Genomic DNA, 14,637 nt, shown 5'->3' with positions numbered 1-14,637 from the left:
CGACCACACACACATCCACGCGAGGTCGGGAACTAAACTGAGCAACGCCGCGTCCATCCAGAGCGCGGCGAGAAGTGATGCAGACAACGCGCTGAGCCCGAGATAAAACTCACTCCACGGAATCTCGTCCCTCTCGACGATTTCCATATACACCCGCAGGGACTCACCGCGCTCGGTCAACTCGATGGTGTCTCTGGAGTTTTCATACTGCAACACGCCGGCCTCGTCCATCCGCGGGAGATGGGTCTGGTGGAGCGAGACGTAGACGCGGCGCCGCTCGTCGGCGGTGTCCTCTTCGATAGCTTCGTCGTTTTCCCACGCGGCGATCTGTTCTGACAACTCACGTCGTCTGGACGCTAGACACAGCCGGGTGCGTCAGGAAAGCTCGGTCAGCGACTCGTCGAGTACCGTCGCCAGATGGTCACGCACAGCCGCCCGCACAGCTTCCGTCTCCGTCGTCTGTAACTTCGCGACTGCGGCCTCCGGGTGTCCGCCCGACTGGCCACCGAACCGCTCGACCAACGGGTCGAGGACGGACTGGAGCGGTGCCGTCTCCTCGCGGCTGCGTCCGACGACCCACGTCTCGGCGTCCCGGTCGGAGACGACGAACGCGTAGTCCGCGCCAGCACTCCGCAACGCCGTCGCAACGGCGCTCTGTTCTCCACCGACAGTCGTCACGAGTGCGAGCGTCTCGCCGGCACGAAAGCCGTCTGCACGGACGACGCCTTTGACTCCCGCCATCCGACGGCTGAAGCCCGGGCTACGGCTCCTCAACAAGGGTGGGATTTCACCCGCCCGCGACCCGGCTGTGGCGACACACTCCCCGAAACACTGCAGTTCCGACTTGGCAGCGCCGGCCAACCCCTGCGTGTCGGCGTACAGGCCGACCGCAAGCCCAATCGCACCCGTCGGGGGAAGCGGCCGGTCCAGCGCCGCCGCCACGGTCGGAACGAGCGCGGCTGTCGCTCCAGCCGCCGTACTCCGGTACTCTGCGGTCGCGAGCGCGGAGAGGTCCCCCGGCTCGTGGTGGTCGATGACCACGAGCGGGGCGTCAACCGTCCCGACGTCGAGTCCGGGAAGGCGAGCCGTCGAGGGTGTATCGACGGCGACGACGACAGTGTCCGACGGCGGCGTCCACGAGTCGACGTCAGTGAGCGTTACGTCGAGCCCGTCGGCGAGTCGGCGGCCTCCCTGTGCGAGGCCATCGGGGAGAACGGTGTCGGCATCGGCCGCGACGGTCGTCGCGAGACCGATTGCACTCCCGAGCGCATCGGCGTCCGCCTGTTGGTGCGGAACGACGGAGACGTGGTCGTGGCGCGCGAGCACGGCCGCGACCGCCTCGACGGACATGCGACACACAAGCCAGGCGGGATTGAAAACCTCTCCGGAGCTGTGTTAACGTATGTGTAGACCCTGCCCGCGGGTGACGGCCCCACCATCACGAACCGTCAGCGCTGGGTCACCCCAGGCCGCAGCAGGCTCAGTCGTATTCGTGTCGTCGTCTCCGCTCCCGGAGCCGGTCTCTTCGATGACATAGCGCTGGCCGACCATCGAGTCCAGCAGTCTGTCGACGGGCGCGCGGTCGTCGCGCAACACGGGCACGTCCTCGGTCGGCACGTCCGTCGTGTAGCCGTCGATTGCGTCCGCGAGGTCGATGCCAATCTCGCGGTCCTGGTTGCGCTCGCGAAGCTGTTCCTGTGTCAGCCGCGTGTCGCTCTTGGTTGCGACGAGTTCTATGTTCTGGATGGCTCCGGTGTCGCTGGTCGGGAAGGCGTACACCTGCCCGAAGGACGCGTTCATCGTCTTGTACTCCGCACGGTAGAACTCGGAAGCCGGCCCGGACGACGAGGAGATGATGTTCGCGACCGCCATCCCGTCTGGCGAGAGCCGCTCCGTCACGAGGTCCATGAACTCACGCGTCGTGAGCTGGAACGGCACCTTGTCGCGCTTGTAGGCGTCCAACACCACGAGGTCGTAGGTGTTGTCGGTTTCCTGGAGGAACTGCCGGCCGCCCTGGATGTAGGTGTTGATGTCGTACTCGTCGGCGCGGAAGTATTCCTCGGCGGCCCGGACGACATCGGGATCGATTTCCGCGACATCGACCGTGGCGTCGTACTCGGCGGCGAAGCGCTTTGGACCGCTGAATCCGCCCCCACCGATGAACAGCACCCTGTCGATTTCGTCGGGAGTCGAGGCGTAGAGATACGGCATATGGAAGTAGCGCGTGTACTCGAAGACGTGTCGCGTCGGGTCGGACTTGTCCATCGCGCTGTGGCGCTGACCGTCGAGATACAGGGTCCGGGTGTCACCTCCGTCGATGACTTCGAGCTCCTGATACGCGGTCTGGGTCTCGTACACCACCTCGCCACGGGCGGTGTAGCCGAGCGCTCCGGTCGTCGTTGCGGCGATCAAGAGGAAGACCACGCCGATTGCGGGGAGGACGGAGACGCTGTCTTCGGGCAGCGCCAGGTACAGCGCCGTCAGAACTGCCACGCCGCCCAGCGTGAGGTAGATGTACGTCACCGAGAGGTACGGAATCAGGAAGAACGTCGTGCCGAAGGCTCCGACGATGCTCCCGATGGTGCCGAGCGCGTAGACGTGCCCGGAGGCTTCCCCGATTCCCTCCTTCCGTGAGAGCTGTGCGGCGTAGGGACTTATGAACCCGAGCAAGTAGGTCGGCGGTCCGAACATGAGTATCACCGCCGGGAGAGACGCAAAGCGACTCGGGAGCGGGAGCGCGGTCGTCGAGAGCAGCAGTTGGTCGCCGAAGAAGATGAGCAGCGCCACGTAGCCGGCTGTGCCGACGAGCAGCCGCACGAGCCGATCGGTCGTCGCCCGCGTCCCTGCGCGCTTCCCACCAAGATGATACCCCAGACTCAACGCGGCGAGAAAGACGGCGATGATACTCCCCCACGTGTAGATCGAGCTCCCGAACTGCGGCGCGACGACCCGTCCGGCGAGGATTTCGAGCCCCATGCTCGATACCCCCGAGACGAACACGGCAACCTCGGGTCCACTCATTCGAAATCGGTCCACGAAACCCATTACCACGACCAATGTGCCCGGATTTGTTAAGTTCGACCCCAGACTGGTCGCTGGAAGTCGACAGGCTACTCAGCAAAGCAGTTACATGTAGAGACCAGTACGTGGCATATAATCTCAGGCTTGCTAACATATTGTATTAACAATCGTATTCTAGCAATCAAATAGTAATCTACATTACCGATGTCGGCGTGGAAATAACTCATTGTGACTGATACCGCCATCTCGATACAGGCAGACGGGTCGACACTCCGGATTGCGGATCCGGTCACTGGCGAGCAGTATGCGATTCACGCCGACCAACCGGTGACACCGACCCCGAGCAACGACGACCTCGCTGTTCCGGTGTCACAGACCGTTCGGCTAGAGGCGGAGAAGCTTATCATAGATGCGTCGGCTTGGGTACGCCTACGTGACGAAGATGGGATCAATATACGTACGCTGAGATTTAATAATACAATCTCACGAGAAGACGGCAAGTGGCTTCTGGAGTTGGCGGGCCCTGTAAAATCGTACGCTCAGGTATACGGCCCATTCACTGTCACGACTACACCAGACAATGTGACGATTGAGTGGGAAATGTCAAGTGAGATCGTGTTGGGCGTGCGTAGCTACCGCCGTCATCCAACAGAGACGATTACTACGACGTGCGAACCAGTAGACATTGCAACGGCGATTTCGCACCTCTCGGCGGGACTCGAAACGCTCTCGTCCGAACGTTCGTTCCAGACGCTTCGGAACCACCCGCCCGATATCGAGATTGGTGACGAACTGCAGATTCCAGACAGTGTGTCACGCCACGACTCGTTGATTACGCTCTCGTTGCCGTTTCAGTACGAGTATCTCTACCCTGCGGCCCCGGTTGCGTACTATTTGAACGCGACACTAGCTGAGGGGGACCCGGCAATTCACATCGATGGCTACGGAACGTGGGACTTGCCACGAGGCCAGTTCGCCGAGCGGTGTGCAGAGCTTCTCAAGCAGTGTGTGTTTCTAGATTGTCTCACCCGTTCGGATGGGTTGTATCCAACGACGCTGGAAGCAGAAGCAGTACTAGACGAGAGACTCGGTTTCGATTGGACGAATTTGTACGATGAGTCGTTAGCAGAACGAACTGCACATTATCTAGATATTGAGTACGCGACGATTGCTGATGAGGTCCCTGAATGGCCTGCCCGAGGCTACGTACCGCCGACCGCTGACAGTACGAGCATATTACCCCACTTGATTGACCAGTTGATACCGGTCGAAACATGCTGCCCGGATCCGATTCAGGGAGCCGATGCACGAGACGCAGCACTGGGTCAGTTCGTTCAAACAGGTAACGTGCTTGACCGCGCAGCGGTAGGGCAGTCGACTTTTAATCAAGAGACGCCGTTTACTGAGATACCAGACCCGCCAGAACAAGAGGCACTGTGGACGGGAGATGAGATACCATTTGGAGCGAATCATCTGCTGGAAACGGGCATCCGGCGCTATCACGCAGCAGATCAGCCTAGCGAGTCAGAAATTAGCGTAACTCTCGTCTGTAACGAGGGAGAGATGCAGAACGAAATCAAGCGGGCAGAAGCAATCTACGGGTCACGTGAGAAGCTTCAGTTGAACGTCGATGTGTATCAAAACCTGACGACGAATCAGCTTGCTGAACGCCTACGAGAACCCTCAGACTTGTTTCACTTCGTCGGTCACGCGTCAATAGAGGGATTACACTGTCCGGATGGAATTTTCTCGCCTCGAACCCTCAATTCCGTGAGGAGTCGGGCATTCGTTCTGAATGCGTGCTCGTCGTACGTTCCTGGTCGCGACCTGGTCAAGCGGGGTGCAATTGGTGGCGTCGTGACGCTCAGTGATGTGACGGAAGAAGCAGCTACACAGGTCGGGGTGATGACAGCAAACCTACTCAGTATTGGATTCTCGCTCCGAAATGCACTGTTGATTGCTCGTACTCGGAGTGTCACTGGTGGGCAGTATATGTGTGTTGGCATGGATAGCCTTTGGCTCACTCCGAACGAATCGAGTATGAATAGCAGCATACGGTTGAATAAAAAAGAGACGGGGTGGAGAGTGGAGGCAGAAACCTACCCATCACTACATTTTGGTGTTGGCTCATTAATCACGCATAACTTCACACAAGATGGTACGACATCAATTGTCGGAAAATCAATTACTCGAGACGAAGTATCTGACGCAGTTCTTCGCGATTACCTCACCGTTGAATCATCTCCCGTCTGGTACGACGGAGAATGGACGTGGGGCGATGAACTGGTCGAGAGACTGTGGGGGACAGACGACGGAGAGTAACATAGACCTAGTCAACGTGACCCAGATACTGACTCGCCAGTGAACTACCCCGCCCTACTCAACCGTTGAAACGGTCTCGGTGAGGGCGGGGCTTCCTGACTCGACGACGCCACTTGCATCCACACTCACGGAGGCGTCGCCTCCGTCGGTGGCCACAGCGGTAGCAGTCTCCGCAGGCGTTGCTTCGGAGTGTCCCACTCCTAGTTGCTGCAGTCCACGCGACAGCACGTTCGCTGCCGCGTTCAGATCTCTATCTGTCGAGAACCCACACGCTGGACACGAGTGCTCACGTACCCACAGCGGCTTCTCAGTCGAAACACCACACGACGCGCACTGCTTCGTTGTACCGCCCGAATGCACTGTCTCGACGTAGCATCCGTTCTTCTCGCCGTGATGCTCGAAGATCGTGATGAGGTCGCGCCACCCGACCTCAGCTGTATTCCGCGAACTCCCCGAACTTTGCATGAGATCCGCAACGTTCAGATCCTCCAGAAACACCGCATCATACGTTGTGGTGTAGAAGTGCGCGAGCTTATGCTTGAAGTCGCGCTTCTTCGTGTTCATCCTGGCATGCACTGATGCAACGCGCTTGCGTTGCTTCTCATAGTTATTCGAGCCTTCTGTCTTCCGGGAGAGCGATCGTTGCTCACGTTCCAGGCGCTCCCGGTCATCCGAAAGGTCGAGTCGGTCGATCTCACGACCATCGGAGTCGTGGATGAACGTGTTGATGCCAAGATCGATGCCGACACAATCAGACGCATCGATCTCCGTCACATCTGGTTTCGCCGGGGGTTCGGTCGTGATCGTGAACGACGCGTACCACTCTCCCGTCGATTCTTGCTTGAGCGTGAGTTGCTGGATCGAATCGTGGTCCGGAATATCACGATGTAGACGGATTGGAACGGTGATGGTCTCGCCAGCGATTTTCTTCAGCGTGAGTTCTCCTCGTCCGGGCGGGCCGCTCTTCTTGTCGAGCTCGAAGCCCTTCTTGTTGTAGGTGAAACTCTGAAAATCGCGTGGCGCTTTCCACTTCAGTTCGCCGACGTCATATCCCTGGTTTTTGAGGCCGTGGAGGGTTTCAATGTTCTGTTCGATCCGCACCACCGCGTTCTGTAGCACCGTCGAGTAGACATCGTTGAGGTCGTCCCACCAGTCTTTCATCGATGGGAGTTCATCTCGGACGGATCGAACGCGCTGGTTGAGTGTGCCGTCTGATTCGGGGACGTCGTTGAACCGGTTGAGTGCGTCGTTGTAGACTTGCCGCACGACATCGACAGTCCAGTTGAGTTGCTCCTGTTGCTGTTCGTCAGGGAACAACTGGTAGCGTGGACTGTACTTCATGCGACTATACCGGGAACAACGGATTCCACCGGCTTAAACGACTGCAAAACAACTCAACACCCCGCACTATACACATCACGTGGTTCTGTATCTCCGCCCTACTCCTCGCAACACTCGTTCCTTGAGGACGGAGGCTTAGAACCAATCGTTGCTAATCACCACGGCGATTTACCACATCGTAGACCCAACACCGTGTCGATGACCGACTCACAGCGGCAGTACGACCTCGTGGTCTGGGGTGCGACCGGCGTCGCCGGCAGTCTCGTGGCCGAGTATCTCACCAACCGGTACACTCCGGAAGAACTGTCGCTCGCGTTGGGCGGCCGGAACCGCGACCGACTCGACGCCGTCGAAGCCGAACTGGTCGAGCAAGCCGACGACTGGGACGAAGTGCCTACCGTGATTGCTGATGCGACAGAGCCAGATACACTTCGGGCGATGGCCGAACAGACGCGCGTTATCTGTACGACTGTCGGTCCCTATACGAGATACGGAACGCCGCTGGTCGACGCCTGCATCGCCGCCGGAACGGACTACTGTGACCTGACCGGCGAGGTGAACTGGGTCCGGGAAATTATCGACCGGTGCCACGAGGACGCAGTCGAGTCGAAGACGCGCATCGTCCACAGCTGCGGGTTCGACTCGGTGCCGGCTGACATCGGGACGCTACTCGTCCAGTCGTACGCGCAAGAGGAGTTCGGTGCAGCCTGCGAGACGGTGCGCATCTACCCGGAACAGAGTAGCGGCGGCGTCAGCGGCGGTACGCTCGCCAGTTTCGGCGAACTGTTCGCCGCCGTGTCGAACGACCCGCTCGCCAAACAGACGCTGCAGAACCCGTACTCGCTGGCCCCGCCTGGCGAGCGGAGCGGCGTGGACCCGGGGACACATCCGCTCCCGCGCAACGACCGGCTTCACTCGAGTTGGACCAGCCCGTCGCCGATGGCCCCGGTAAACGAGCGCATCGTCCGCCGGAGTAATGCCGTCCTCGGCTACCCGTGGGGGCGTGAGTTCCGTTGCACGGAGCGCATTCCGACCGGCTCTGGGTTCGGCGGGGCCGCCCGTGCAACGCTCATCGCCGGTGGGCTTGGCGTGTTCACGGCAGCGATGTCTATCGACCCAGTTCGGAACGGGATTCAGCGGTACGTGTTCCCCGACCCGGGCGACGGACCGAGCGAGGAACAGATCGAAAACGGGTATTTCACCGTGCGTCTCCTCGGACGCGGCACGGCGAGGGACGGGCCATTCACGGTGGAGGCTGAGTTCGGTGCCGACCGAGACCCGGGCTACGGCGCGACTGCACGAATGCTCGGAGAGGCAGGCGTGTGTCTGGTTCGAGGCGAGGTCGAGTCGCCACTGAGCGGCGGCGTCGTGACGCCGGCGTCGGGTATCGGCCTGCCGCTCGCGGACCGCCTTCGCGACGCCGGCTTCACCGCGACGGTCGAGACGGCGACGCGGACGGAGTGAGGGCGTCTCCGCGAGAGAGACCCCAGCCGTATCATATCAGTCCAGATACTGAGAGGTGGTTTTATTATGTACGTTGGCCGTATATGATGACAGATGACGGGTCACACTTCTGTCTCCAGCGGGTCCCGCGTGCTCGACGGAATGCTTGACGGCGGCTACCCAGCAAACCGGTCGACGCTGCTCACCGGCGGACCGGGGAGCGGGAAATCGACGCTGTCGATGCAGTTCCTCCAGGCGGGGCTCGATGCGGGCGAAGAGTGTCTCTACGTTAGCACCGAACAGACCATCGACGAACTCCAGCAGTCGTTTGCCGACTTCGAGTTCGAACTCGAACACGAGAACCTCGCCGTCGCCTCGATCCACGCCAGCGCGGGCAAGACGATCGAGAGCGGCGAGGAAGAACTCACGCTACAGACGCTGGCAGCGGACGAGGAGGGCGACGAGATGCTCGGCGAGGGGTACAATCTACCGTTCACCGCCGAGTACGTCCGCGAGTATCTCGGACGGTTCGGTCCGGTCGACCGTGTCGTACTCGACAGCGTCTCGGGGCTCTCGGTAATCGCGAACGACGCACAGCGGTTTCGTCGGTCCGTCCTGGACCTGATTCGGTTCTTCTCGGAGGATTTCGGCGCGACGAGTCTGTTCACGGCCGAACAGGGGACCGACAAGACGACGGAGGCGCTCGAGTTTACGACTCACGGCGTTATCGAACTCGCGCAGCGGCCCGTCGAGGACGACCCTCACAACTTCCTCCGAATCACGAAGATGCGGGGTATCGACTACGACCGCCGTGAGATGGAAGTCGAGTTCGGTCCCGACGGACTCCGACTCGCCCCGGAGCGACGCTCGCAACCCCCGGCGCTGAAAGACCACGCCCACACGCCGATCGGTATCGACGGACTCGACGCGCTCACCGGGGGCGGTCTCGTGCGCGGGGCTGGCGTCTTGCTCGAACACGACGGCCGTGCGAACCTCAACGTCTTCTTCAGCGCGCTCCTCCGTCACGGGCTCGAAACGGACGAGAAGGTGATTCTCGTGCCGGCGATCGAGCTACGGGGGAGTCGGACCCAGCAGCTCCTGTCGGGCCACGGCTACGACGTCGAAGCGTTCCTCGACTCCGGACAGCTCGCGGTCGTCGACCTCGTGGGAACGTGGGATGGCAGCCGGTCGTGCGTGTTCACCCCCGAGCACGACCCCGAGACGGTGACGGACCTGCTCAAGCGCCTGCACGACGAGACCGACGGGACGACCTACTCGCTGGTGAACGGGAACGCGATCGTCCACACCCTCGGTCACGAGGCCGCCCGCCGAGTTCGATACTTCGAGGAAGCACAGCTTCTCGACCCGGAGAGCGCTCTGCTCGAGGTGTTGAATCCGAACACGGTGCCTGATGAGGTCGCGGCGTTCTACCGCGACTCCGTCGAGCAGGTCCTCGACACGTGGATCGATGACGCCGGACGGCAGTATCTCGCCCTTCGGAAATCCCCCTGTGGCTTCGTCGGAACGACCTCGCTCGTCGAGTACATCGAGGAGCCGCCGTACGTTCGCGTCCAACACCCGCCACAGACGCGAGAGAACCCCTACGCCGAGGAGAATCCGTACGTCAGCGGTGACCACGACGACCACCACTGAATCGGCGCTTACGCGACGCCCGTAACGTCGAACCGTATCCCACCGTCGGTGCTGGTATCGAGGCTGACGGTCCAGCCGTGTGCTTCGGTGATCTGTCTGATGATGCTTAGCCCGAACCCCGTCCCCTCTGTCGAGGTCGAGTAGCCAGGCTCAAACACCTGCTCGCGGTCCTCGGGAGGGATACCCTGCCCGTCGTCGGCGACGTAGAAGCCATCGGGTTGGTCTCCAATCGTGATTGTCACGTCGTCCCCGCCGTGTTCGACCGCGTTTCGAATCAGATTCTCGAGCAGTTGCCTGAGCTGGCTCTGGTCGGCGTGAAAGTGGGTCTCGGCCTCATTCACCAGGGTCGCATCGCCCGTCTCGACTGCGTTCCAACACTGACCCGCAAGCTCTCCGAGGTCGACGAGCTCCATCGCACTCACCCGTTCGTCGCCACGCGCCAATTCGAGGAGATCGGCGATCAGGTCCCGCATCCGTTCGTGGGCCTGAGCGACACTGGGTAAGTGCTCACTGTCGCACTCCTCTCGGGCGAGCTCGAGTCGCCCCTCCGCCACGTTCAGTGGGTTTCGGAGGTCGTGGCTGACAATCGACGCGAACTGTTCTAACTGTTTCTCGCGCTGCTTGTGGTCAGTGATGTCCTGGACCGCTCCACGGAGCCGCACCACCTCGCCGTCTTGGAGAACCGGTTTTCCCTGGATTCGAAACCACCGAAGCTCGCCGTCGTGACGCTCGAACCGCGCTTCGACATCGAAGGACTCAGCCGCAGCGACTGCCGTCTCAATCGCGTTTGCGACGCGCTGTCGGTCTTCCTCGAGGTACACGTCAAGCGCCTCGCCGAGCGGCGGCGCTTGGCCGTAGTCGACACCCAACATGTCGAAGAGGTTCTCGGTCCAGAACACCTCGTCCGTCGCCGTCTCGATCTCCCAGCCGCCGACGTCGGCGATGCGTTCAGTCTGGTCCAGCAGGTCGCGGGCGAACTGGATCTCTGCTTTTCGCTCTTTCCGTTCCGAGAGGTCTCTCCCGATACCGACAATACCGACGAACTCGCCGTGGGGGTCGGTCAGGCGCTTGCCGGTGAGTTCGTACGAAACTTCTTCACTGGCCGCCGTGAGCAACCTCGCTTCGACGGTCGCCGTCCCCGTCTCGATAGCCTCCTCGATTGCGCCGCTGATACGGTCGTGGTCGTCTTCTGCAAACAGCGTCCGGATGTCTTTCCCGTCCAGCGTGACATCGGAGTGTCCGGTGACGGCACCCAACCGCTCGTTCCACCGCGTGAGCGTTCCGTCGGTCTCGACGACGTAGAACACGTCCTCGAGCGTGTCCAGCGCCTGTTCAGTGAACGCACGCTCCTCGGCCAGTTCCTTCTCTCGCTGGACCCGCTGGCTGACGTTCTGGAACTTCGAGAATATCGTGATAACGTCGCCGAGTTCGTCTCTGACGACGCGGTGGTGCCACTCACACCTGATTCGTTCACCGTCGCTGGTGAGCGTCTCCTGTTCGATATCGTAGGCCTTCGACTCGGTGAGCATCTCAGCGAACAGTTCGGCGACGCCGTCCTGTTCTGACTCCGGGATGAGCCGCCGCCACGAACTCCCGACGAGTTCCTCCTCGGTGAATCCGAGAATCTCTTCGGCCTTCTCGTTCATCCGCGCGACGTCGAACGACTCCGTCCACTCGAGCGCGCCGAGCGGTGACTGCTCGAAGAACAGTGAGAGGCGTTCCTGACTGGCTTCAATTTCCTGTTTCGAACGGTACTGTGCGACTGCGTTCGTGATTCGGTGGGCGAGCAGGGTGTACTGACCGGTCCCACCCTGTTTTTGTAGGTAGTCATCGACGCCGGCCGAAATCGCATCACTCGCAACGTCTTCGCTCCCCTTCCCCGTGAACAGGATGAACGGGAGGTCCGGGTGGCTGTCTCGGACTGATTCGAAAAACTGGAGCCCGTTCTGGTCGGGCATGTCGTAGTCGGAGACGACACAGTCAAACTGAGCTCCGTCGAGACGCTCGATGCCGGCGGCGGCACTCGTGACCGACGTCACATCGAGTTGCGCGTCTTCTCGCTCGAGGAACTCTGCAACCATGTCTCCGAACTCCGGCTCGTCGTCGACGTGGAGAACGCGGATTGGGGTAGATGTGGACACTGGGATGGGCCGAACGGACTGTTCGTTAATCGCTACTTAACTGAAGAACGCATTTCTGTGATAAAATGATATCGGTGAAACTGGTCTGTGCTGTGGAAAACCAGCGTGCAGTGGGTTGCTCTGACTCTGGTGGGTAGCTATGGATTTCGATTAGTCTAGTTGGGGCTAATTGCTGGTCTCGAGGTCTCGTATTTCGAACCGTGCACCGCCGTCGTGCCCTTCGAGTACAGAGATCGTTCCACCGTGAGCTTCGACGATCTCGTTCACGATGGGAAGCCCGAATCCGGTTCCGGTCTCGGACGTCGTATACCCATGATCGAAGACGGTCTCGCGCGTATCTGCAGGGATGCCTGGCCCGTCGTCTTCGACATAGAACCCGTCACTATCGATCGCCCCGACGGTCACAGTCACGGACGCACCGCCGTGTTCGACGGCGTTTCGAAAGAGGTTCTCAAGGAGTTGTTGGATCCGATTGCGGTCCCCATTGAACTGTCCGTCGTCAATAATTTCTAACGTCGCTTGCTCGGTTGCAGCCGTCTCCCACGCTTTGCTCGCGACGCGGTCTAACAGAATCGGTTCCTTCTCATCGATCGATTCGCCCTGCTGTGCTAATGTCAGCAACTCGTCGATGAGTGAGTTCATCCGTTCGAGTGCCTGCTCGACTTTTTCGAGCGCTTCAGTTTCACCCGATTCCTGTTGTGCGAGTTCGGTGTATCCTGTTGCGACGGAGAGCGGGTTCTGCAGGTCGTGGGAGACGACGCTCGTGAACGTCTCCAGCCGTTCGTTCTGCTCGCGAAGCTCTTGTTCGCGCGCTCGCAACCGCTGCTCGCGGTCGACTCGGTTTAGTGACGTACTGATGTTGTCACCCAGAATCTGTGCGAGGGTGAAATCCTCATCGTCGAACTCTCCGGCTTCGGTATCGCCGATTATGAGCACGCCGTACTCCGAGAGGGGGAGAATCATCTCGGAGGCAATCGGCGTCTGAGGGTTTTGGATGGTTTCTACCTGAGTGATATCGGCAGCTTTCACGGGCTGTCCGGATTCGTACACTCGCCACGCGACCGATTTCTCGGGGTCTAATGTGTCAATTTCATCAAAGAGTTCCTTCGCCGCCTCGCTTGACGCGACCGGTTCAAGCGTTCCCGCTCGTTCGGCGAATATCGAAGACAGTGGCAGTTCGAGGATATTCGAGACCGCCTGAATGCCCCGCTGGGCGACTTCCTCTGGCGTCTCAGCCGAAATCAGCTCTCTCGTCGCACTGTGAAGTGCATTCACCCGTTTGGTGTGGCGTTTTGAGTCCGTAATATCAGTGTAGACTGCATATACATGAGTCGTCGTACGTCCAGTATCGATTGGGAGCGCCTGAAGCCGGAAGATTCGACTGTCACCACTGGCGGTTGTTCTCGTGACTTCCGTTTCAAATTGTTCGCCGCCCCGAGCACGGCGGCTCAGTTCCGTCGCCTGACGCTTGCTCTGTGAGTCGACGATAAGCTCGTCAAGCGACTCCCCGGCGGCGTCATCTGTTGTGTAGCCGAACATCGATTCGAACGCCGGATTCACCTCTTGGATCAGGGGCGTCTCATTCTCAAATTGAACTTTTGCGATACAGTCTCGACTGTTCTGAAAGAGCGACTGGAGTTCTCGCTGCCGATGGTTCTGTCTGCCGCTGTAAACTCCGACGACGATTCCGGCGACCGCGCCCATCGATGCGATCTGGGCGAGGAGAATCAACGGCTTGAGTTGGCCTTGGATGAGCTGTAAGCTGTACACCCACACTGCCAGTAGCAGAAGACTGGTGATACTGATTCCGGTCCAGATGACTGCTTGCTTGCTGATATCGCGGTTGTCATGCTGTGTGAGCCAGAAGCCGCTGGCGATAATCCCGGCGTTGAGCGCGAGGGGGAGCGAGTTTTCCAGAAGAGCGGTGAGAGGTCGGTTGTTCTGGACGACGATATCGGCATAGAGATCGTAGACGACTACCGACGCCAGCAGCACACCTAACAACGAGATAATGCCACCCAGCGGAAAAGGGACGCGCTGGTGTCCACGAGTCATATAAAAAAATACGAGGGGAGGTTACTTAAATCTGATAATTATTTGATACCCTCCTCACAGTGGCCACATGGTCGATCTCGGACTGGAATCACTGATTGATGAATCGCATGTCATCCCCGGTGCGGATCTCTCCGGTGTTGACCTGTACAGTGATGATCTCTCTGGTGTAGATCCCCGGGGAGCGGACCTCAGTGGAGCCGACCTTCGGTATACTGATTTTCGTCGTGCGAACCTCTCTGGGGCAGACCTTCGGAACGCTGATCTCGCATTTGCCGATCTCCGAAATGCCAACCTGCAGAATGCTGACACAGATGGCGCTATCCTCGATGGGGTTATCTTCGACGGTTCGACTCTTCGAGACGAGGAGGACGATGCTGCTACGGCTGTCAACGAACAGTCGCCAGCAACGGGCGGTACCGACGCCTCGGAAGAAGAAACACCAGCAAGCAACACCAAGGTGTTTACCCACGATTCAGCAGATGACCGTGAATCCTCGTCGGGAGGTGATTCGATTGTCGCTTTCTGTCCGAGTTGTGGAACTGACCTCTCCCAGTTTGGAGAACAGCAGCTCGAATTCTGCCGCAAGAGTGATACAGGCTTTCCTGAGTAACTGCGACAGAGTAGCTGCCGCGCCGTCTTGGAACACAGCGCCATCGAACTG

Annotated in this window: 9 protein-coding genes and 1 pseudogene; 4 read left to right on the top strand and 6 right to left on the bottom strand. The window is 59.9% G+C overall.

Annotated elements, in window-relative coordinates; genetic code table 11:
- Nucleotides 1–192: 192 nt before the first annotated feature.
- From DMP03_RS14995 to DMP03_RS10810, 3 genes and pseudogenes are all read right to left on the bottom strand, one after another.
- Nucleotides 193–339: pseudogene (locus DMP03_RS14995) on the bottom strand (DUF7344 domain-containing protein); the annotation flags it as partial.
- Between the two features lie 36 nt (nt 340–375).
- Entirely contained in the window at nt 376–1,350 is a 975-nt protein-coding gene (locus DMP03_RS10815) for a DHH family phosphoesterase (protein ID WP_152120680.1), read from the bottom strand.
- Between the two features lie 45 nt (nt 1,351–1,395).
- Nucleotides 1,396–3,021, bottom strand: coding sequence for a spermidine synthase (locus DMP03_RS10810; RefSeq protein WP_152120679.1), 1,626 nt, complete (start codon nt 3,019–3,021; stop codon nt 1,396–1,398).
- Between the two features lie 228 nt (nt 3,022–3,249).
- Between DMP03_RS10810 and DMP03_RS10805 the strand changes: the two genes are divergently transcribed.
- A complete protein-coding gene (locus tag DMP03_RS10805) occupies nt 3,250–5,343 on the top strand; it encodes a hypothetical protein (protein WP_152120678.1) in 2,094 nt (697 codons plus the stop codon).
- Between the two features lie 54 nt (nt 5,344–5,397).
- On the opposite strand, the gene DMP03_RS10800 is transcribed toward DMP03_RS10805, so the two are convergent.
- Nucleotides 5,398–6,684, bottom strand: a complete 1,287-nt coding sequence (locus DMP03_RS10800; RefSeq protein ID WP_152120677.1) for an RNA-guided endonuclease InsQ/TnpB family protein — start codon at nt 6,682–6,684, stop codon at nt 5,398–5,400.
- Between the two features lie 198 nt (nt 6,685–6,882).
- On the opposite strand from DMP03_RS10800, the gene DMP03_RS10795 reads away from it, so the two are divergent.
- Both DMP03_RS10795 and DMP03_RS10790 read left to right on the top strand, forming a co-directional pair.
- Nucleotides 6,883–8,148 (top strand): saccharopine dehydrogenase family protein, encoded by a 1,266-nt coding sequence (locus DMP03_RS10795; protein ID WP_152120676.1) that lies wholly within the window; start codon nt 6,883–6,885, stop codon nt 8,146–8,148.
- 93 nt (nt 8,149–8,241) lie between these two features.
- Entirely contained in the window at nt 8,242–9,780 is a 1,539-nt protein-coding gene (locus tag DMP03_RS10790; RefSeq protein WP_152120675.1) for an ATPase domain-containing protein, read from the top strand.
- 8 nt (nt 9,781–9,788) lie between these two features.
- Here the strand turns inward: DMP03_RS10790 and DMP03_RS10785 are convergent, their stop codons facing one another.
- Entirely contained in the window at nt 9,789–11,921 is a 2,133-nt protein-coding gene (locus DMP03_RS10785; RefSeq protein WP_152120674.1) for a hybrid sensor histidine kinase/response regulator, read from the bottom strand.
- A 165-nt stretch (nt 11,922–12,086) separates the two neighbouring features.
- Nucleotides 12,087–13,976, bottom strand: coding sequence for a sensor histidine kinase (locus tag DMP03_RS10780; RefSeq protein ID WP_152120673.1), 1,890 nt, complete (start codon nt 13,974–13,976; stop codon nt 12,087–12,089).
- Between the two features lie 67 nt (nt 13,977–14,043).
- On the opposite strand from DMP03_RS10780, the gene DMP03_RS10775 reads away from it, so the two are divergent.
- Entirely contained in the window at nt 14,044–14,586 is a 543-nt protein-coding gene (locus DMP03_RS10775) for a pentapeptide repeat-containing protein (RefSeq protein ID WP_152120672.1), read from the top strand.
- The last annotated feature ends 51 nt before the right edge of the window (nt 14,587–14,637 follow it).

The sequence above is a fragment of the Halosegnis rubeus genome (assembly GCF_009184545.1).
Taxonomy (GTDB): Archaea; Halobacteriota; Halobacteria; order Halobacteriales; family Haloarculaceae; genus Halosegnis; species Halosegnis rubeus.
Note: the sequence above shows the minus strand (reverse complement) of the source record. Positions and strands in the feature narration are given on the sequence as shown.